This window comes from Flavobacterium salmonis (genome assembly GCF_903819435.1).
Lineage (GTDB): Bacteria > Bacteroidota > Bacteroidia > Flavobacteriales > Flavobacteriaceae > Flavobacterium > Flavobacterium chungangense.
The window spans coordinates 97,008-118,901 of sequence record NZ_CAIJDP010000088.1; the positions used below are offsets into that span (position 1 = coordinate 97,008).

Annotated in this window: 21 protein-coding genes; all 21 read right to left on the reverse strand. The window is 30.3% G+C overall.

The features are described 5' to 3' along the window. The 21 genes from FLACHUCJ7_RS21660 to FLACHUCJ7_RS21760 are packed head-to-tail and all read right to left on the reverse strand — an operon-like array spanning position 1 to position 21,872. Complete coding sequence (locus FLACHUCJ7_RS21660; RefSeq protein ID WP_180910404.1) at positions 1-1,350, reverse strand: O-antigen ligase family protein; 1,350 nt, start codon at positions 1,348-1,350, stop codon at positions 1-3. Next, positions 1,340-2,428 carry a glycosyltransferase gene (locus FLACHUCJ7_RS21665; protein ID WP_180910405.1) on the reverse strand — a complete coding sequence of 363 codons (1,089 nt, stop codon included), beginning with the start codon at positions 2,426-2,428 and terminating at the stop codon, positions 1,340-1,342. The genes FLACHUCJ7_RS21660 and FLACHUCJ7_RS21665 overlap by 11 nt, the downstream gene beginning before the upstream one ends. Then, positions 2,425-3,543, reverse strand: coding sequence for a glycosyltransferase (locus tag FLACHUCJ7_RS21670; RefSeq protein WP_180910406.1), 1,119 nt, complete (start codon positions 3,541-3,543; stop codon positions 2,425-2,427). Before FLACHUCJ7_RS21670 ends, FLACHUCJ7_RS21665 begins: the two co-directional genes overlap by 4 nt. 1 nt (position 3,544) lies before the next feature. Beyond that, entirely contained in the window at positions 3,545-4,384 is an 840-nt protein-coding gene (locus FLACHUCJ7_RS21675; protein ID WP_180910407.1) for a class I SAM-dependent methyltransferase, read from the reverse strand. Beyond that, positions 4,371-5,159, reverse strand: a complete 789-nt coding sequence (locus FLACHUCJ7_RS21680; protein ID WP_180910408.1) for a hypothetical protein — start codon at positions 5,157-5,159, stop codon at positions 4,371-4,373. The genes FLACHUCJ7_RS21675 and FLACHUCJ7_RS21680 overlap by 14 nt, the downstream gene beginning before the upstream one ends. A 5-nt stretch (positions 5,160-5,164) precedes the next feature. After that, the gene (locus tag FLACHUCJ7_RS21685) at positions 5,165-6,166 is read right to left on the reverse strand and encodes a glycosyltransferase family 2 protein (RefSeq protein WP_180910409.1); all 1,002 of its coding nucleotides are present in this window, start codon (positions 6,164-6,166) and stop codon (positions 5,165-5,167) included. Next, positions 6,163-7,698, reverse strand: coding sequence for a glycosyltransferase family 2 protein (locus FLACHUCJ7_RS21690; RefSeq protein WP_180910410.1), 1,536 nt, complete (start codon positions 7,696-7,698; stop codon positions 6,163-6,165). The genes FLACHUCJ7_RS21685 and FLACHUCJ7_RS21690 overlap by 4 nt, the downstream gene beginning before the upstream one ends. After that, positions 7,698-8,855: a glycosyltransferase family 4 protein gene (locus FLACHUCJ7_RS21695; RefSeq protein WP_317170947.1), complete on the reverse strand. Its 1,158-nt coding sequence runs from the start codon at positions 8,853-8,855 to the stop codon at positions 7,698-7,700. The genes FLACHUCJ7_RS21690 and FLACHUCJ7_RS21695 overlap by 1 nt, the downstream gene beginning before the upstream one ends. Next, on the reverse strand, positions 8,852-9,733 hold the full coding sequence (locus FLACHUCJ7_RS21700) for a hypothetical protein (RefSeq protein ID WP_180910411.1): 882 nt from the start codon (positions 9,731-9,733) through the stop codon (positions 8,852-8,854). The genes FLACHUCJ7_RS21695 and FLACHUCJ7_RS21700 overlap by 4 nt, the downstream gene beginning before the upstream one ends. Continuing rightward, entirely contained in the window at positions 9,733-11,166 is a 1,434-nt protein-coding gene (locus FLACHUCJ7_RS21705; protein ID WP_180910412.1) for an MBOAT family O-acyltransferase, read from the reverse strand. Before FLACHUCJ7_RS21705 ends, FLACHUCJ7_RS21700 begins: the two co-directional genes overlap by 1 nt. A 55-nt stretch (positions 11,167-11,221) precedes the next feature. Continuing rightward, complete coding sequence (locus FLACHUCJ7_RS21710) at positions 11,222-11,860, reverse strand: CatB-related O-acetyltransferase (RefSeq protein ID WP_180910413.1); 639 nt, start codon at positions 11,858-11,860, stop codon at positions 11,222-11,224. Then, a complete protein-coding gene (locus tag FLACHUCJ7_RS21715) occupies positions 11,857-13,251 on the reverse strand; it encodes a glycosyltransferase family protein (RefSeq protein WP_180910414.1) in 1,395 nt (464 codons plus the stop codon). The genes FLACHUCJ7_RS21710 and FLACHUCJ7_RS21715 overlap by 4 nt, the downstream gene beginning before the upstream one ends. Beyond that, positions 13,241-14,383: a UDP-N-acetylglucosamine 2-epimerase gene (gene neuC, locus FLACHUCJ7_RS21720; RefSeq protein ID WP_180910415.1), complete on the reverse strand. Its 1,143-nt coding sequence runs from the start codon at positions 14,381-14,383 to the stop codon at positions 13,241-13,243. Before neuC ends, FLACHUCJ7_RS21715 begins: the two co-directional genes overlap by 11 nt. Further along, the gene (locus FLACHUCJ7_RS21725; protein ID WP_180910416.1) at positions 14,376-15,416 is read right to left on the reverse strand and encodes an N-acetylneuraminate synthase family protein; all 1,041 of its coding nucleotides are present in this window, start codon (positions 15,414-15,416) and stop codon (positions 14,376-14,378) included. Before FLACHUCJ7_RS21725 ends, neuC begins: the two co-directional genes overlap by 8 nt. A gap of 22 nt (positions 15,417-15,438) precedes the next feature. Beyond that, positions 15,439-16,101, reverse strand: a complete 663-nt coding sequence (locus FLACHUCJ7_RS21730) for an acylneuraminate cytidylyltransferase family protein (RefSeq protein WP_180910417.1) — start codon at positions 16,099-16,101, stop codon at positions 15,439-15,441. After that, a complete protein-coding gene (locus FLACHUCJ7_RS21735) occupies positions 16,102-17,196 on the reverse strand; it encodes a glycosyltransferase family 4 protein (RefSeq protein ID WP_180910418.1) in 1,095 nt (364 codons plus the stop codon). Between the two features lie 10 nt (positions 17,197-17,206). After that, the gene (locus FLACHUCJ7_RS21740) at positions 17,207-18,022 is read right to left on the reverse strand and encodes a polysaccharide pyruvyl transferase family protein (protein ID WP_180910419.1); all 816 of its coding nucleotides are present in this window, start codon (positions 18,020-18,022) and stop codon (positions 17,207-17,209) included. An 18-nt stretch (positions 18,023-18,040) separates the two neighbouring features. Beyond that, positions 18,041-19,114, reverse strand: coding sequence for a glycosyltransferase family 2 protein (locus tag FLACHUCJ7_RS21745; protein ID WP_180910420.1), 1,074 nt, complete (start codon positions 19,112-19,114; stop codon positions 18,041-18,043). Positions 19,115-19,121: 7 nt separating this feature from the next. After that, positions 19,122-20,075 (reverse strand): glycosyltransferase family 2 protein, encoded by a 954-nt coding sequence (locus FLACHUCJ7_RS21750; protein ID WP_180910421.1) that lies wholly within the window; start codon positions 20,073-20,075, stop codon positions 19,122-19,124. Further along, positions 20,072-21,190, reverse strand: a complete 1,119-nt coding sequence (locus tag FLACHUCJ7_RS21755; RefSeq protein WP_180910422.1) for a glycosyltransferase — start codon at positions 21,188-21,190, stop codon at positions 20,072-20,074. Before FLACHUCJ7_RS21755 ends, FLACHUCJ7_RS21750 begins: the two co-directional genes overlap by 4 nt. Further along, on the reverse strand, positions 21,171-21,872 hold the full coding sequence (locus FLACHUCJ7_RS21760) for a class I SAM-dependent methyltransferase (protein ID WP_031455992.1): 702 nt from the start codon (positions 21,870-21,872) through the stop codon (positions 21,171-21,173). The genes FLACHUCJ7_RS21755 and FLACHUCJ7_RS21760 overlap by 20 nt, the downstream gene beginning before the upstream one ends. Positions 21,873-21,894: the final 22 nt, after the last annotated feature.

Sequence of the window (21,894 nt, forward strand, 5' to 3'; positions counted from 1 at the left end):
TTAATTCAGGCTATTAATGTCTTTTTCCTGATTCCTGATCTGAACTAAAAGAAGAGACAGGGAATAAACAAATGCAGGAGCAGCTGTTCGCATAGCTGCGTGGTTGATCGTCAAAAGCCAAAAAAAATAAAAAGATAAAAAATACAAATGCTGTCTATTTTTAATATACAAAATAAATGGAGTTATAAAAAGTATTAAGAGTCCGAAAAGCCCAAAAATACCATGCTCACTCAACATACGTGTTATTTCATTGTGTGAAGCAACATTTACGCCGAATTTGTCTTTTCTTACTTGTTTTCCCATTCCTGCACCTACTCCTAAAATAGGGTTATCCATAAACGTTTTAAATTCAATATCCATTATAGCTTCCCTGCCTCCTAAACGATCTTTTTTGCTTCTTCCGGCAGCATCCTGATTTGAATATCTTTTTTCGATTAAACCAGAAGTCTGAGCTGATGTATAAGACCAGACAGCAATTCCCATTAAACCTGTAAGCAAAAATATATAAATAAATTTCTGTCTAATTTGGGCTCTCGAATAAAAGTACAATATGCTCAGTAAAACCAAAATCATTACTACTCCAGTAATGACTCCTCCTCTCGAAAAAGTAACAATTGCCCTGTAACTTATAAGTAAAACAATCAAACCATTAATTACAAGTAATATTTTTGACTTGGAAAATAAAAGCAATTGTGTAAAAAAGACAAACATGCCTAAGCCTAGAACTGTTGAAACCTGATTAGGTCCAAATCCGCCTGAAGTTTCAAAATTAGATTGTGTACTTTTAATTACATCCTGTACACTCGGATTATATAAAAACAAATAGATTGCTGTAGTAAAAATGGGTAACCCCATTGCAACAACCATATATTGTAAGTCCAAAAACCTAACATTACGCCGAAACGTATAAATCGCCGAAACGCCTAAACATATCGGACCTGAAAGATTAAAAACCAAATATTTCTTTACATCTACCCCATAATCATCTGTTGAAGCTGTGACTAAAATACTGGGAACAAGCAGTAAAAGAAAAAGCCAAAAAAATATTGATTTAACCGAAAAACCACTATATGCCATTCCCACTAACATAAATAGTATAACGCAAAATTTTATATATTCATTATTAATGTTCCCCCCTGTCATTCTAATGAGAACTTCTGCCCCTACTAAGTAAGCACAGACCACCAACACTTCGTTATTTTTGTTTTTTGTCTTATACACATAAAAAAAACCGATAATTGGAATTATAACAGCGTAGATTTTACTAAAAAAAGGTAAAACAAAAACAACCAAAGCTATTCCTGAATGAATAAGAAGCAGTGAAATATAAAAAAACAGTTTACTTTTCATTCTGACAATTTTTATACACCATTATAAGTTTTTGAACTACCGTTTCTTCAGAGTAAGATTCCATCACTATTTGCTTCATATTTTTGCTGTAAAGCTTCTTTTTTTCCTCATCGCACAATAATAAATAATGTAATTGGTTTTCGAGTTCACCACTCTTATTTGGATCAAACAACAAGCCGTTAAAATGATTTTTTATCAATAAAGAACAATATCCTGCATTAGTTGATAAAACAGGCACATTAGCCAAACCATATTCTAATAATACAACAGGAAATCCTTCCTGCGTAGAAGCTAAAATCCCAATAGCTGCTTGTGATAAAATATGCGCAACATCATTTCTGCTCCCATATAAATAAATGTGATTTTCCAGAGAATGTTCTTTTATAATTTTTTTTAAGTTCTCTGAATAATCATCAAAATAATCATGCCCGATTAAATGCAAAGTCCAGTCGCTATCTTTTAAATTCAAATTTAAAAATGCTTTTAAAATAGCTATATGATTTTTTGGTTCTTTTAAATTTGCTATACATACGATTCTTTTTAAATCGGTACCTCTCAAAAAGGTTGATTTTTGAAACTCAATTTTAGTTTTAACAAAGTTTGGCAAAAATGATACATCTGAACAAAGCAAGTGCTTTTTATTCCAGTCAAGTAATTGTGGATTTACTGTAACAATAGAATTAAAAAAAGAAGAAAAAAGTATTAGGATACGATTATTTTTTTTTGTCTGAGTTACTCTTTTTCCTAAATGATCATGCCAAATAATTTTAATGCCCGGCGAAATAATTTTTAATAAAACAGCAATGAAAAAAGAAGAACTGTGAGCATGTATGAGACATACGTTATTTTTTTTTAGATAATTCTTTAACTGCAGAACCGCTTTTATATCGATTATTTTTTTCTTCTTCAAGAACAAATAAGACGTTTTAGGGTCAATCTGTTGTAAAAGTGCTCCTTCTCTTCGCGTTACAATCAAGCCCGAAAAAGCAACTCTTTCAGATAATGCATTTGCATAATTCACTGCCATTTGTTCAGCACCTCCTACTTCTAAAGAGTCTATTATCTGTACAACTCTCATATTATTAATTGTTTTCTTATTTCGGATTCAAAAATATCTGTAGTGTACTGTTGCGACCATTCTCTTGCTAATTCGCTCCTTAAAATAAATTCATTTTGATTTTTTAGCAAATTATCGATTTGTTTTGTATCATATTCCAGCTTCATTTCTAACAAAATCCCCCTATTGCCGGCATCTAGCATAAAAGGTACGCAAGAAACCTTTGTAGCGACAGGTACACATCCCCAAAACATAGCTTCAGCGATTGCTTTTGGCCATCCCTCACTTTTAGAAGGTAAAAGTACAAAATGGCTATTTTGATAAGCTCCCTTAATTATTTCCTGATCCTGATTACCATTTAGAATTATATAATCTGATAATTTATTTTCTTGTATATAAGCTTCTATAGCAATTCGTTCAACACCTTCTCCATATATATTTAACAAAATATTGTTTCCTTTTTGTACTAAATGCTGAACCAATTTGATAGCATATAACGGATTTTTACCGGCAACCAAACTTCCTACAAAAGAAAATTGGATTATTGAGTTAAAAGCTTTTTTTGGTATATATTCTTTTTCTAATTCTGAATAAGTTGCAGTAAAAAAAGGTCGTATATTTTTAGATTGATTCTCCCATTCACCATAAACCAAAACTTGCATATTACGTGTTAAAAAAGAATTACCCAAAATATATTTCTGCAATTTATATGTAAACGGCTGTTTGCTTTTTGGATCCCAATTTCCTGCATATTTGGCCGTTTTAATTTTATACGGAAAAAACATTTGTATAATACAGCCTATTAATCCCATATTTCCCGGGCATCGCAAATGAATATGATCTGCCTTTTTCATTGCATGGAATATCTTAAGAAAAATACCCGGAAACTTCATTAAAGATGCTATTATACTTTTAAAATTAGTAATATTAAAATTAGGGACCTTTTTGAAATTAATTTTATTATGATTATAGGCAATATCAATTACTGAAGGAGCTCTTTCTACAAGAGGCGCTACAATGGTTACCTCATCAACATATTTTAACCAAATATTCATTTCACGTATATAAGGAGCATAACCAAAATATTGGCTGCCTTTCTGAATGTGGTTAACATGGGTGATTATTGCAAATCTCATTTTACTTTAATTCGGCAATTACATAAATAGTAGAGCCATGATACTTGCCAATTAACGCCTTGAACAGAAAGTTAAAAAACTTTTTATTTCTTAAATCCAAATAAGGAATTTTTTTAATTTTAATTTCATTCGTTTTAAATCCATTGAAATCCAAAACTTTTTTTATGGATTTTTCTTCAAAAAAATTAAGGTGAACAGGAGGCCCGCTTTGGTATATTTTATCATCTCTTTCAATAATATTATAATTGAGACGCTTATTGTAATTAGGAACTGAAAAAACTAATTTACCTTTTGGAGCCAATTTATTCTTTGCCAGTTCAAAAAATAATTTAAGGTCCTGAATATGCTCCAAAACTTCCCATAACATAATGATATCTACCGTCTCATGATTCTCATTCATTTTCGAAAAATCTCCATTTATAGAGTTAACTTCTAATTCTAATGCTTTTTCATGTGTAGCTTTATCAATTTCGATACCTTCGTAAATTATATTTTTAAAACTCTTTAAATAAACTCCTACTAGTCCTATACCTGAACCAATTTCTAAAAATTTTTGCTTATGCTTTTTAATTATTTTAGACAACAGTATTTTTCTATTATAACCAATATTTACAATTTGCTTTTTTAAATTATTAAACTCTTCAACAGAGTGTTTACTGTATTTGGGATTAGTTGCATTGTAAAGTTCGTTATAAACCCTTTCAAAATCCTTTTCAGTGTAAATTTTTCTACAAAAAACCAAATCGCATGAATTACACTTCACTAAATTAATTTTTTGATTTTCATCTTTAATTTCAGCGCCACAGCACTTGCAAACTCCATAAAAACTATTTTGATTCATAATTCATAAAATTTGAGGCATTATAAATTTTAATTTTTTGTTTGTACAATTGGTTAAGAAAGTCTTTAACAATCTCTTTATTGTTATCACCACTTATACTTTTTCCTATACTTGCACTTTTATTATAATATTGATTCCCTCCAATTCCCATATCCAGACCATATACTTCAAGGGGTTTATTTTTTTTTAAGGCTAATATTGCTCCTAACATTAAGGTATTGAAACCTGAATTAATACTTTGATATGTAAAACCAAAATCTTCCTTTAGACTTTCAATTAATTCTTTATATAAGAATTCTGAACTTTTATTATACTTATAATTAGTAATCAAAAATTCTCTTTTATTTCGATGTTTTCTAAGAATATAATACAATACTTTTTCAAACGAATTGGAGTTTATTTTAGATTTATTATCCATTATCCAAAAAGTAGTTCCCATCCATTTATCTGTTGGAACAAAAGATTTCAAATATTTAATTAGATAAAATGGATCATGAACAACATAAATATGAGGCATGGTTTTCACAATATTAATTGAATCATTACAACAAAAATAAAGTGCGTCTTTCTCCAGTACTATTTTTTTTGCACTGGGACCACTTGCTACAACGACAATTTTTTTAAAATCTGATATTCTAAAGTAATCACTTAAATTATTTAATGATTCATAATCTGAATAATCCAGCATTCCTTTTCTAACAGATCTTGAATATGGTTTTAGTCTATGATAAAAATAAATATAATTCCTTTTCTTAAACAATGAAAATACATTCATACCTGTTATTTTTGTTTTGGTGCATTAAACAATATTGAAAACCAACCATAAATCCTTCCCGCTGTTTCTGTTAATGCTTCCTTCTTTTTTTTACTATTCCAGATATTGGTAGCTCGGACAGCAGTGAGAAATAGTGCAGTTAAATTCCATTTTATTCGTGCTTTTAGTAGTGGCTTGGGAAAACTTACTCGCCAAACATACCATCCGTTACGTAAAACCATTTTTCCATATTGAAATTGGTTGGGTCTTCCGCCATCATCATGATAATGAAATAATTTAGCAGATGTGTTAACATACAAATCTCCTATTTTAGATACCCTTATCGTAAAATCAGCATCTTCATAAAGACCATATCCTTCAAAGTATTCTGAGAATTTAATAGTTTCTAAAATATTCTTTTTAAAAGACGAAACACCTCCTAAAAAAAATTCTGTCTTATAGATTTTATTTGTGGGCGGAAAATAACTCATTGCTTTTCCATGTCCGAAATCCGGAACAATTCCGGGAGGACTATTGTCTAATAAACCTATTTTTTTTCTTAAAACAAACCTTTGGGAATATTTTCTTTTCCAACTTTCAAAATAGAAATAATTAAACTTCTTAACTTCGTTTTCACTACATCTTTGCCAATCTGCATTATTATTTATAATATACCCGCCTGCCCCTAAGGCTTCCGGGTATACGGCATATGTATGAAGTAAATTTTTAAAATAATCCGATTCTAAAACCGTATCATCATCTAAAAAACAAACAACATCAATATCTTTTGCTACTTTAGAAATACCAAAATTCCTTTGTTTGGTTAGTCCTCTATTTTCATCAGAAACTAATTCGTATTTTAAATATTGAAATGAATTTTGTTTTAAAATCGTTTCCGTTTTATTGTTAGTTGATCCGTCTACAATTAAAATTTCATTTGGATATAAACTTTGCGCCTGAACCGATTTTAAGAGTTTCAGTAGAGGCTCTGGCCGCATATAAGTGCAAACTATTAGTGAAAACTTCATTTTTTATTCTTTAATTCATTAGCCCAATATTCACTTTGTTTCCATTGCATTTTAAAATTTAAAAAATATCGTATTGGATTTTTAATAGTCTGTAATTTGTAAAACTTAAAAAATAAAATGGTTTTATATCCTTTTATCTGTTGTTTAGACAAATGCAACTGGTCATACAACATAACCGTTGGTGAAGGTTTCGGCTGAATTTTGTCATTGTGCCAAGGTAAAACAGGTTTAGTTCTAAACCCTCCTATTGGAGCTTTTAAGTGTAAAACTTCAGGTTTTGGAAAATAAATAACATCAACACCCTGATTACGAAGCTGCATACCAAAATCTGCATCTTCCCCAAAACCAAACTCGAATTTCATATTAAACTGCATATTTTTTATAAATTGATGCTTAACAATACTACATCCGGAACCAAAAGTAGGCCATTGAAATATTTTTTTATAAATTAATTTTTCATTTTTTTGAAAACAATTAAAAGTTGCGGCTTTTATTCCGTACAATTTTATCTGTTCTAAAGCTTTCTCAAGAAAATATTTTTCAAGTCTAATGTCATCATCAGCCATAAAGACCCACTCGCTTTTGATTTCCTTTAATGCTAAATTTCTGGCATTACACGCTCCTGTTTGGTGCGTAAAAATATGTTCTATTGAGAACGGCCAATTTTCACAAGTAAGATAATCTAATTCAGATATACTTAAAGGATTTGGATTTTGCTCTACAATTATAACTTTTGAAGGCAAACTTGTCTGTATTTTTAAATCCTGCAAAACATTGTATAAATAATCTTTTCTACCTATTGTGGGAATAATAACATCTATTTTTCCGCCCGTAACCTGTTCCTTAGAGCTGACTTCAATTTCATCTAAAATATTTTCGCTTAATTTTCTTCGAACATAAAATAGACTAAAAACAAAAGGCAAAACGGGTATCTTTCTTTCGTACAAAAATAAATTTAAAAACAACAGAAAGATCCACTGTATCTTATAATGCTGTTTTACAAATCGAAATAATACAAAAATATTTTTCTTGCTTGTCGCGATTTTTCGTGGAAAACCAGTTAATAATTGAGGCTCAGAATAACATAGAAGACCTTCAGGCATAGCAAGTTTTGCTAACGAATTTAAAAAATAATCAAAGCTGCCGGATGTTGATAAACTATCTTTTAAAGTATTTAAAACCGAAGTATGAATTCCGCCTGCAAAACTACTAACCAGCCAGCTTGGATAACTTACTTTTTTATTAATTTTAATGAAAGATGATAACTCACAATATCCAATTGCTTCTGAAAGAAACGTTTCATCAATAGGATTATATGATACCATTATTTTATTATGATGAAAAACCGTATCCATTCCAGCAAGATTTAAATTGGGTTTTAAATCAATATGGCACCAAATCAATAAGGAATTGGGATATAACTCTGACATTTCGAATAATGTTCTGGCTATATTATTTTGAGAAAAAGTGATGGGCTTTGCATCAACTTCAACCTGAACTACATTATTATTTTCATGATAAATCGCTATCATTATTTCCTTGAGTTTAAAACTTCTTTATAAAAATCAATATTCTTTGAAACAATTTTACCTATATCGAATTTTGACTCTACTTTAAACCTTGCCAATTTACCAATCTCTAAACAAAGCTGATCATTTTGTAATAGCTCTATTATTCTTGTAGAATATAAATCATAATCAACCGGGTGAACCAAATATCCATTCACTTTGTCTTCAATAAGTTCTTTAGACCAGCCTATATTACTGTTTACAACCGCTTTCTGCAATGCCATAGATTCAATGGTTACCATGCCAAAGGTTTCAGCATAAGCAGGAAACACACATACATTTGCGTTTTTTATGTAATGCTGAATCTCAGAATAGGGAATCTTACCCAGATAATTCACATTTTTTAAATCCTCATCCTTAAATTGATTTTTCATCAATTGCCAGGTCGATTTTGATTTTGTTTGAATATCAGGAGCATCACTTCCTATTAAAACCAATTTGGCTTCAGGAAAACTTTGTCGCACTTTATTAAAAACTTCAGGCAATTCTAACACTCCTTTTTTTCTAATTAAAGTTCCTATATACAATATTAAATTTTTCTCGTAGGCTTCCGGAGTTGTGTTTTCAAAATTTTGAAGTTCCAATCCGTGGTAAATAACCTTAATTTCTTTTTTTTTGATTTTAAAAAGTTTTTTAGAAACTTCTCCTGCAAAACCAGTTGGTGCAATAAATGCATCAGCCTGTTGAATCGCTGTTTTTTCAAACCACAAGTTTTTGCGTTTTTGCTTTCTGGCTTCTAAGTGACAAAAATAAGTATCACTGCCATGAAAACGAATTATTACCGGAATATTAAAATTCATAAAAGCTGTAATTCCGGTCCAATCAGGAGCTTCAATGAGCGAAATTTTTTCTTTTTCAATAATCGCATTACAATAATTCTGAATATGTTTTCGATGAAAAAACCAACTCAATAATTTATATTTTTTATTTTTTATCAAGTGAATTTTAATTCCATTTTCAACAATGATTTCTTCTGATTTTTGACCATAAACAAATACTGAGACTTTTACATTTTCTTTTACTAAAGCGATTCCAAGATTTTTAATGCTGGTACCAATACCAGCAGCATTTGCTACTTTGGCATGAGGAAACTCTGGAGTTAGAAAAGCTATATGAATCATTTCTTAAAAAAGTCTCTTAAAATTATGGAAGTGAAAATTTTAGACCCGGTATCATTCATGTGACCGCATGATGAAAAATATTTATCTTCTATTACTACATTCTCATAATTATGAATTTCAGGATAAGCTTTTTTTACTTTGTCAAAATAGTTCATACCCACAACATTCTCGCACATGGGTGTCATTACTGGTATAAAATTAATTTTATTGGCTTTACAGATAATCTTGATTTCCTCATAATATTTATTATGAGTCAATGGATTTAGTTTTGCAATATTGTTCTTCATATTAGCGTTTTTATGCCTTTCTAATCCACGGTATCCCAGGTTATCTAACTGGTTTGTTTTTTTGTGAATAGCTGCAAAAAATGTCTCTCTGCACCCTATTTTAGTTTCATATTTAATATATCGGTAAAAAGGAATATAATATAACTCACAAAAATTTTGCTGCCTTTCAAAATGACTTTTTATGATTTTTGAATTGTGAATATAAGGTAAAAATAAAGCCGATATTCCCTCTGCTTCATGTTCGTTTGACAAATTCAAATCTGCCTCCAGAATTACATTCTTAATATTATATTTTCTCTCAATCATTAACTTTAGAAGTAAGGAAGCCTCAAATAAATGTCCCCCACTCATTCCATAATTAAAAGTTTTTAATCCTTTTTCTTCAAACATCTTTGCATCAAAATGGTTATTAGCTCTTGATGAACCTAAGATTACCACATCAAAATTTCTGTATTTTGAATTAAAAACATCCTCTATTTTTCCTCTATTTTTAGATTGCAAAAAAACATAAGTATACAATCCGTCAAGAATGATTGCTATTAAGATCGTGATACATAAAATCTTGAGCGTATAAGTCAAAAACTGTTTCATTAAAACTGAAAATAAATAAATTCTTTGTAATCTGAATAAGTTCCGAAAGCTATTATGGCTCCAATAGCCAAAGCTATTTTAAGCATACTTCTTTTTCCTGAAAGTGGCTCAACTTTGGTACGATTATTCCATTCGACTAAAACAAACGCACCAATCATTAGCAAAATTTCATAACTATATCTTTCGTTGTCTAAATATTGAAAGCTAAAATCTCTATTAGTAAAAATTCTCTTTAAATACAAAACCGCGTCCGTAATTGTTTTGGCTCTGAAAAATACCCAGGCCAAACAAGTTAATAAAAAAGTACAAAGAATGCTTATTATAACTTTTGCCGAATCTAAATTGAATTTTAGCAGAACTGCATCCATATTATTTCGATTACTATTAGATAATAACAATGGTAAAAAATAAACGGCATTAATAAATCCCCATGCAATGTATGTCCAACTAGCTCCGTGCCAAAATCCGCTGACTACAAAAATGATAAATGTATTTCTGATTTTCATCCAAATTCCACCTTTACTTCCTCCTAATGGGATGTATAAATAATCACGAAACCAAGACGAAAGTGATATATGCCATCGACGCCAAAACTCTGCAATATCCCTTGAAAAGTAAGGATAATTAAAGTTTCGTAGTAAATCTAATCCGAATAGTTTTGAAACTCCCAATGCAATATCTGAATACCCTGAAAAATCTCCATAAATCTGAAATGCAAAGTACACTGCCCCCAGAATTAATGAAAATGAATTCATTGAAGTATAATGATCAAAAATAGCATTGGCATAAGTTGCGCATGTATCAGCAATTACTACTTTTTTGACTAGCCCCCAAATGATTTGATAAATACCTTCTTTAGCTTTTTCTAAATCAAATTCTCTTTTGACTTTTATTTCCGGCAATAAATGTGTCGCTCTTTCTATTGGGCCTGCTACCAAAAGCGGAAAATAACTCACAAATAAGGAGTAATCTACAAAGTTATATTCGGCTTTTATTCGTTTATAATAGATATCAATTACATACGATAAACCGTGAAAGGTGTAAAATGAAATTCCGACTGGCAAAATGACTTCTAACAAAATTGGACTTGCCTGAATTCCTACAGTATTTAATAATTCTGAAAATGAAGCAGCAAAAAAGTTATAGTATTTAAAGACTCCTAAAAATCCTAAATTAACTATAATGCTTAACCAAAACCAGAATTTTCGGCTTTTATCTGATTTTCCTTTTTCGATTTGAATTCCGGTATAATAATCCAGAAATGTGGAGAAAACCAATAAAAAAAGAAATCTCCAATCCCAACAAGAATAAAAATAATAACTGGCAACTATCAATAAAGCATTTTGAGCGTTTTTGCTTTTATTAAAAACAAACCAATACAAGAAAAAAACAATTGGTAAAAAAATGGCAAAAGCCAAAGAGTTAAAAAACATAAATTAAGTTAGTTATTAATCACAAATAGATTCTTATTGTCATGAAATAAAAGTATTAGAGCCACTTGATTATAAAGTCCTGAATCGGAATATAAAAATCTCCTACATTTTCTTCAACTTTTTCTGGACTCCAATTCCACCATTCTATTTGTTTCATTTTTGAAATTGTATCCAAATCATATTTCATTTTGACAATCTCAGCCGGAACACCTCCAATAATAGCATAATCAGGAACGTTTTTCGTTACAACTGCACCAGCCATAATAGTTACACCATTACCAATTGTTATGTTTGGCAAAATTACTGCATTCATGCCAATCCATACATCATGGCCAATTTTAGTTTTACTTGGATCTGTTTTTATTTCTTCCTTAAATTCAGATTGCGTTTTATTACCAATGAGCAAATTTTTATTTACCATATGGTTAAAATGAGGAAATGTAGTAACCTCACTCATCATATGATGACCAGAATCTAATATAAAATTAACATCATTTGCTATAGAACAGTATTTGCCAATCTCTAAGTGTGAATTATTATGCCATTGCCATACAAATGCGCCATTATGATATGTCTTATATCCTATCGTAACATTTTTTGCCTGATGCAAATATGTTTTATTTTGACCTATTAGAAAATCATGGTAGTTTTTTCCTAATATTTTCCACGCTATTTTACGTAAAAGCAATTTCATTTTACTATATGTTTAATACCGTCCCATATACGTTGAGATGCTAACTGTGGTGGGGATTGATTTATTTTTTCAAACCATTTTTGAGCGTATTTAATTGTTGTCTCTGTATTTGACAAGCTAGTGTTTATTTTTTGACCAATTTCCTCACGCGAGTTTAACCATATTACCGCTTTTTGGTCAGGCATTGATCTAAAATGGATATAATTATAAATTTTTGCTACCGCCCAGTTTTTATCTTTCTTATCAGCAACATCGTAATTAATAAAAGCACATGGTTTTTTGAAACTTACATAATCAAAAACCATCGAAGAACCAAGATTTACAACCATTTCTGTATGCTTTATAGTATTCGCATGCAAAATAATATCAGCCTGAGTTGGTAAAATTGTATTCCAATTCTTACTTATTTTTTGCCATGCAGGAGCAATTGGTCTAATAATATCTTTGTAATCTTCGAGTGTCTTATCGTATCTTTTAGAGAAATCAACAGGACACCGTCTAAAAACAATTCCTAAATTATTTCCTTGGTTATTAAGGTTACGAACTGCTTCAGCAACATCTCTTAAATATTCAGAATCATCAGGACAGGTTGTTATATCATCTCCTGAATAGCAAATATATTTTTTATTTACGTCTAATTTATTTTGTTCAAAGAAAAGGTCACGTGAAACTAAATTATCTATATCAAAGTGCGTTTCAAACTGAGGTGTTCCTGTAATAAATATTTGTTTCTCTTTTATATAGGGATAATAATTAAGTAATTCGTTCTTCATATGCTGGCTCCACACAAAATAGTAATCCGTTTCGACAATCATTGTGGCTTTAGGCAAATTATCCCAGGAAAAAATAAAAGTCGCAGTGGGAATCCCTAACTGTTTCGCAGCCAAAATTGGAGCAATAGCAAGGGTAGGACGTTGATTTGTGCAAAAAACTATAGCAGGTTTTTCGCTTTGAAGTGTTTCTAAACATTTCTGATAATAAGCTGTTTTTTCTTCACTTTTTTTGATCTTTTCACGAATAACTTTTAATCCTTTTTCTGAGGAAAGAAAATAAATGAGTATCTGTGCAGTAAAACTTTTTATTTTGCTCTTAATTCCTTTATAACTAAACGGAAATCTATAAGTATTATAAACAATATCATCATTCTTTTTAATATTTAAATTGAGTTCAATATGTTTTCTCACATTTTTATAAATATCCGTAAAAGAATGCGTTTTGGCTTTTTCAATTTTAATTTCTTTAAAACCTAGTTCCTTTAATTGAAAAGGGGTATTGTTCCAAAATGTAATATCAAAACCATTTTGAATACCAATTTTATGAAAATTTGTAAATGCAAAATTTCGTAAGCCAACGCCATCTGGTAATAAAATAAAAATCTTATTATTTTTCATTAAAATCCCTAAACTGTTTTTGATGATTAAGCTTCCAAATATCTTGGTTTTTTATACACTCAAGAAATAATTCTTTACTATTGCCCTGTCCAAAATCTTCATTGGAAGGATTAACTTTATGCGAAACTATTAAATTCAGAGCCTCTTTTATGTTTGTTCCAGAATAGTCTGTATTTATGATATCTGCATGAATAGCTCTATTTTGCTGTCTTGTTCCAATATTTATAATTGGGATTCCATAATAGGGTGCTTCGCGAATTCCAGCACTACTATTGCCTATAATAAATTGACTGTTTTTTAATAACATCAAAAAATACTCGAAACGAAGCGATGGAAAAATTCTAAATCTTGGATTATCTTTTAGTTTCTCATATTCTTCTACAATGAATTGGCTTCCTAAATCATTATTTGGATAAATTACTATATAGTTGTGATTGTCATTTAATAAAACTTCAACAAAATCGTGAGCATATTTTTGCATGCCTTTAAATTCTGTAGTGACAGGATGAAACATTACAATTGCAAACTTTTGGAAAGGAATTTGGTAGTATTTTTTAACTACATCCAAATCAGGCAATAGGTCCGAAAACATAATGTCAATATCAGGAGAACCAATAGTAAAAACAGATTCATTGATTTCTCCCATTTGAAGCAGCCTCTTAGCAGCTTGTTTATTTGAAACAAAATGAATGTGACTTAATTTACTCACGCTGTGTCTGATTAATTCATCTACAGTACCTGAAATTTCTCCCCCTTCAATATGTGCAACTAAAATATTATTTAATGACCCTACAATGGCTCCTGCAAGCGTCTCTACACGATCCCCGTGTACCACAATCATATCTGGATTAATTGTTTTGCAATAGCCTGACAATCCCTCTATGGTTCTGGCCAGGGTTAAATCCATAGTAGTCTCATGAGTATGATTCTCAAAAATAAAAACATTTTTAAAATTACAGCGTTCAATCTCAATTAAAGTATAACCATACAACTCCTGCAGATGCATCCCTGTAACAAAAACAAAAACTTCAAAATCCTGTTGTATTTCAAGGATTTGAATTAATGATTTTATTTTTCCAAAATCAGCACGTGTACCTGTTAGGAAAAGAATCTTTTTTTGTAAACTACTCAAAATCCGAAAAGTCTAATTGTTCATCGTTTTGAATATCACGCAAAGCAACTTTTCCGAGAATATTATTAAAATTTTCTGCTAAAATTTTACCGGTTCCGGGACGTTTTACCCATATATTCTCTTTATTTAATACCTCCCCTTTTTTGATATCTTTAATAGAACAAACTGTCGCAAATGCAAAATCAATTGTGACTTGTTCTTCTAAAGCCGGCTTTTTAGATCCACCACGCATTAAAGCAATTTCTGCAGACGAAATAATTAACTCCTGACATGCCTTTTCATCCATGCTGCACACAATGTCTGGTCCTGTACGCTGCATATGATCTGTAAAGTGGCGCTCTAAAATACTTCCTCCAAGAGCTACTGCGCCCAGACAGGCATTATTATTTAATGTATGATCGCTTAATCCAAAAACTTTATCGGGAAAAGCTTCATGTAATTCTATCATAGCTCCATAACGAACCAAATGAATTGGTGTCGGATATAAATTGGTAGTATGTAAAAGTGCTACCGGAATATTATATTTATCAAAAACAGCAACTGCTTTTTGTACGCTTTCGATTGTATTCATTCCCGTACTTAAAATTACAGGTTTTCCAAAAGATGCAATATGTTCAAGTAATGGATAATTGTTACACTCTCCAGAACCTATTTTATAAGCCGGAATATCAAACTTTTTTAATCGTTCTGCAGCTGCACGCGAAAACGGTGTTGAAATAAAAATCATTCCTTTACTTTCAACATATTTTTTAAGCTCTAATTCATCCGTTTCATTTAAAGAACAGCGTTCCATAATTTCATAAATAGACACATCTGCGTTACCTGGAATGACTTTTTTTGCAGCACCACTCATTTCGTCTTCAACAATATGGGTCTGGTGTTTTACAACCTCAACTCCTGCCCTATGTGCAGCATCAACCATTTCTTTGGCAACCAGAAGAGACCCTTCATGGTTAATTCCTATTTCAGCTATAACTAGAGGCGGAAAATCTGCTCCTATTTTTCGTCCGGAAATTTCTATATATGGATTCATAAATGTATTATGTTAAAATAGATTATTGTTTCTTGTACAGAAGATATTCTGCATAATCAAAATCATTTTGATCATCGATATCAACATTAGCAAAAATATGATTCATTTTTAAAGGAAAAGCATTCTCTGATAAAATTTTGCTTTTTAAAATCAGTTTTGCTTTACTGATATAAAGTAATCCGTTTTCATAAAATAAAGGCTCTAAATCCTGACTTCGCTGACCGATTGTATAATTGAACGGAATAAATTTATTATTTTCTATTTTTCCTAACTTTTGATAATTCTGGCTAACGGTAAATAAACTATCCATTTTTTTTTCCTTATAAATTTCAAATGCTTCTTTTAATAAATTTACTGGTCTTAATGGATTTGTAGCTTGTAATAAAATTACATTTTCCACCTTATCATCAATTTGTTCCAGAACATTTTTTAATGCTGATACTGTAGGTTCTAAATCACCCGACAAAGATTGAGGACGGTTTACAATTTTAGCACCAAATTGTATGGCAACTCGTTTTATTTCTTCGTCATCTGTCGAAACATAAATTTCATCGACAATATCATTATTTGCCTGAGCATACAAAATACTATGTGCCAATAAAGGAATTTCGCCTAAAATTTTTATGTTTTTCTGCGGTAGCCTTTTAGAACCTCCCCTGGCTGGAATTATAGCTATTGTTTTCATTTATTGCAATCTGTTTTTAGCATTTTCAATAATTACATTCATTCCTGAATTCCAGCTTTCCGAACTGTATAATTCTTCTAAAACTGGTGCTGAATTGTTTTTATTTTGATCTAAAAATTCCAAAATAGCATCTTCCCATTCTTGCTCAAAATGTGGATTCTGAATCAACTTTCCTAATTTTCCATATTGCAAAACTTCAGGAACTCCCCCTAAAGCCGAAGCAATACAGTAACAACCAGAATGCAAAGCCTCTATCAAACTCAAACCAAAACCTTCATGCCATAAGGTGGGAAACAAATAACAATCTGCTGTTTGGTAATATTTAGGAAGCGTATCATTTGGAATCTGTCCTAAAAACCGAACTCCTTCTACCGGAGTATTTCTGGTAGCGCCAACCACTAATAAAATTGCATTTTTATGAAATGTATTAATCTTTTTCCAAATTGGTAAAATAAAATCTAATCCTTTTTTAGGAACATCTCTTGAACACCAGATGAAAACTTTTTTATCTTTTAATTCTAATTCATCTTTTAAAATTTCTTTTTGCTCATTGCTTATTTTTTGAAATTTTGAAGTGTCAATTCCGTTATGAAGTACAGAAAATCTACAAGGTAAAATAGTATAACATTCTTTATGAACCTTGTAGCTGTCATGCGTAAGCAAAACCATTTCGTCAATAGTTTCATAAAAATATCGACTTGCCAAATTTCCATAAAAAGGAGCGAAACCATGATAAAAAAACTGAAGAAAACAGTTTTTTCTAAGTCCTAACTGTAACAAAAGTTCTTGAAGAGGTTTTACAATCCCAAAATTATCTACAATTTGAATTACGTATTTCTCTTCTTCATTCAGATTTTTTTTTAATGCCTGCAAATAATTAAAGTATGGTTTTTTTTTCCATCTTTTAAAAAACTTATATTTTTTGCTTTGGCTTACAAATTCGTATTTAACATTATCAAAAACTTTTTCAGGTTCTTCACAAATCACATAATCTATTTGATTAGTTCCTCTTAAATAATTAGCATACAAAGTAGTCCAACTTCCTGTCTTATGATAGGGTAATGCAAATTGAGATATCAAAATTACTTTTGGCATATGGATTTATTTAAAATGGACAAACTTCCATTAATTGTTTTTGGATCTGAATAATTCTTTCCTTTTTTGGCAATATATTACTTGAACTAAAAACAATATCTAATTGATCATTAGTAATTGGCCTTTCTAAAAAAAGTGGTTTATACATTGCGAGATCGACCGACTCAAAATAATCCTGATATTTAATCCCATCACCAAAAATTTTATTTGAAAATTCAACCCAAACTGCTGGAATTTGATATGCATGTGATACAATTACTCCGTGTAAGGAGGAAGAAATTATTTTTTTGCAGGACAAAATAGCGTCAGTGACTTCTTCGACATTATTAGTCATTAAATTAATAACCAGAATATCTTTTAATCCTTTATACTGAATCATAACATTTTCATAATCAATATAGTGAGGAATAATCCCTAAATTATACTTTATTTTATATTCAGGATTGTAATACTTTGGCATCAGCAAGGCAGGATCACCATAGATTTCGGGAACCTGATATCCTTGTTCTATCAACAGTTTTCTTGTTTGAGGTCCTCGTACTGCCAAAAATTCTGCCTTTTTAATTTTAAACTCTTTAGATATAATACCACTCCCCCAAACTACGCATTTACCATTTATTTGGGATAGGATACTTCCAACTGTAAAATAAACGGTTTGAAAATGATTCAAAAAATTCCGTTTTTTTGGATGTGTCCAAATAATCTTTTTATTAGATATTTTTTCAACTAAATACCTGCCAATCAAATCACCATAATTTTCCTCTTTTTTACTGGCTAAATGAATTTCACTCCACCAAAACAGCCTGATTTTTTTTTTACTTTTCATAAAATCTTAAACTATTATTTAAAATTTAATTTTGAAAATGAGACTTTTCAAATTTTCTTCAATCCTATAAATATAGGGCTTAGTATGATAAAACGAGATAATGTGCTGCAAAATTCGATCGTTTACTTCCTTTAAAGTATAAAACTCCGGTACTTTTTTTCCTAAATATTTTTTTACCTTATATTTTATTGAATTTTCAAAAGGGTCATTTTTAATTTGAATAGCCAAGATGCATTCATTAGCTAAAGCCAATTCCTGAAACAAAAAATAATCAACATTTTCTCTCTTGTTTGACACTTGAACAACTGGATAATCTTTTAATTTATCAAAGTCAGATTCTGAGATAACATTTCCCCAGGACTCTTTATTAACTTTGGTTGTTCCATTTTTCAAATTTTGCTTCATATGCTGATTATTGAATTCAACAATTCCTGATAATTGCAATTCGGCATTAAGTTTTTTGATTTCTCTTCTTCGATAATTAAAATGCCACTGGTGCAATACCATGGTTTCTTTATCATAAAAATGCACTTCGCAACCTACATTTTTTAAGCGATTATGAACATCTGTATCCTCAGCTCCCCAAAAATGAAAAACTTCATCAAAGCCTCTAATTTCTTTTAATTTATTAACTGGAAAAAGAGAAATCCCTGTGGCATCGCCATTGCTAAAGAAATTTATTTTATATTTTTCAAACGATTTTTCTTTTTTACTTTCTTGTTCTGAAAGAAACCCTACCTGAAAATAAGTAACTTTATCATTTGCACAATACTGCTTCATGACAGTCGTAAAATCAGAATGAAAAATCATATCAACATCAGCAACTAAACAATAATCTGATTGTAAATTTTTGATAACAAAATTGAGTGCTTTACTTTTATTCCAAGGCTGAAATTCTGAAAACAAATAGTGATAGGTACAGAATGAAAATTCTTCAACTATTTTTTTAATTTCTGATGCTATTTCTTTTTTTGACCCATAATCAATAAAAACAACTTCAAAATTTTGCTCGTTTTGTTGTGCCAATGAATCTAAAGAACGCTTAATACGTTGAGGTTCACGATTTCGATAAGGGTAAATAATGGTAATCATTTTTTAATTACTTTAATAATTTTTCACCTTTTCCTATTATTTTAAAAGAAAAATATGCCACTATAACTTTACTCCAAAGCATCAAATAGTCCTTCTTAAAAAAAGTGAGTTTTTTAAGTAATTTAAAAAGACAAATTAAATCTGCTGTATTCGAAATCACAAAAGGCAAATATTTCATCATCGATTTAAAATAATATAATCTTAATTCATTTGATAGCTTATCTCTCTTCTCTAATAATTCTATTAACCTAACGACACTATGCAAATGCGATACTTTCAATACTGCCTTTTTTCTATTGTCAATATGCGAGGTTATATTATTTTCATGCTTCCTGTAATATGTCAGGTATGAATCAACAACTTTTAGGTTAGGATTTTCTAAAAGAATTCTTGCATAAAAATCGCCATCTTGTCCAGCAAGGAGTATTTCGTCAAAAAGAAGTTTTTGCGATTTCAAAAAAGACATTTTCCACATAACATCTGGTAAATACCACGAAATCTTTAGTGTCAGGAAATCAACCAATGTATTTTGGGTTAAAAAAGTTCGATTCTCTCTACCAGTAATTTGAGTAACTGTTTCTTTGAACATCATTGTTTTAGAAATCACACCGTCTAAATTAGTTTTTTCTTGTAAAGTTGTTATTTTTTGAAGAATGAACTCAGGATGCATAATATCATCACTGTCAAACCAATTAACAAATTCTCCCTGAGAAACTTCAAAACCATAATTTCTACAAGCATTTGCTCCTTTAATTCTGTTATCAGGGCGCTTGAATAATCTAAATCTGGAATCCTTTTTTATAAAATCTGATATTATCTCAAATGAATGATCTGTCGAATGGTCATCTACTAATATGCATTCCCAGTTTTGAAAACTTTGAGAACCAATACTTTCAAGTGTTTCTAAAATCAAATGTTTCCTGTTATAAAATGGAATAATGATAGATACTAGTGGTTTCACGATTGTATTGCTTTTAAGATCAAACAATCAAGAGTATCAATATGCTTTTTCATAGAAAAATATGTCCTAATATTTTCTTTGCCTCTCAAACCTAAAGAAATGGCATACTCTTTATCTCTCAGGATGATCTTCATATGCTCTGCCATTTTTTTTACATCATGTTCTTCAAATAAAAGACCTGTCTGGTTATCTGTAATGACTTCAGAAATACCTGCATGCCTAGATGCGATTACGGGTAAACCGGCAGCACTTGATTCTAAAATGGCTAATGGTGTTCCTTCCATATCGCCATTTTTTGCAGTAATAGAATGTTGAACAAAGGCTAAAGATTCGGTCAAATATTGCCCATATTTTTCGGGAGTAATAATGCCGTCAAACAAAACAGACTTCTCCAGTTGATAGTATTTACAAATATTTTCACAGGTTTCAAGTAAATTACCATCTCCTCCCATAATTAATTTAGCTTCCGGAAATTCACTTAATACTTCTTTAAAAGCCAGTAATGTATAATAAGGTGCTTTTTTATTTGTAAATCTTCCTACTGATATAAACTGCTGTTTACTAAAGTTAGGCTGACAATCTAAAAATAAATTGTTAGGTCCATAAATATTTTTAACTAATTTATCTCTTGGACAGCCCAGTTCAAGTAATTTCTCTTTCATTACCTCAGAAACAACTACAATATAAGTTGCATAATCAAATATTTGAGCATATTGTTTTTCGAATTCCTTTATTGTAGAATACATTGAAGCATCGTATCCATGAAAATGAACTATTAACGGAATTTTAGATTCTTTTATAACATCTATAAACAGTCCGGCTGTTGTTCCGTATTCAAAAAAAAGCAGATTAATGCCTTTTTTTTTCCATGAATTTAATAATGCCTTTTTTTCAGAATAAAATTTTTTCTTTAGCAGGAGATTCAAAAATTTACCATAAATTTTCTTTGCTCCTTTTAACAATATTCCTTCTCCTTCTAAAGTTAAGTTTGAAACCGATCCAAAATAATAATAAACTTTGCCTGACAAATGATTTTTATGCGCCTGGATAAAAGTTTCAGAGTATGCATTTTGTGAAGGTGAGATTATCGCTATTTTATTTTCTTGCAGTCCCATATAATCCAGTTATCATTTGTCCTTCGTTAAATTTTACCTGACCAGGTTTATCTTTTTTTAATAATATTTTAATCAATGGTTTTATTAACAGGGTTGCTATCTTTCTTTTATTTTTAGATAATGAACTTCTTTTTACCCATAATCCCAGCATTTGTGCCATTGCTGCATGCCATCCTCCTGTTGCTTTAATCTGAAGATTTGTAAAACCTGCTTTTTTTAAATGTCTTTCAAGTGAAAATGGAGTGTATCGATACTCATCATGGGGAACTTCGTGCAAATTCCATAAAAAAGGGACCGTGAAAAAAAACACCCCATTTGGTTTTAAAACCCGAAAAACTTCCTTCAATACAATTTCCGGTTCAGGACAATGCTCTAAAACTTCTGTTCCAAAGGCACATTCAAAACTGTTATTGTCAAATGGCATTACAACACCATCCCATGTATAATCTGGCTTTACCAAATTATCATAAATTAATGCATTTTCAATATCTAATCCTGTGTAATTTAAGACTTGACTATTTTCGAGAATAAATTTTTCGTATGGCTTTTTACCGCATCCAATATCCAGAATATGACCCGAAAACAGGTTTATATTTGATTTTAAAGCATTAAAAATTGCTTTGCGAATACAATAAGTATCTAAATTACTATTATTGAGCTCTATTTTTGTAAAATTATCCATTAATTTGTTAAAATCTTTTTAT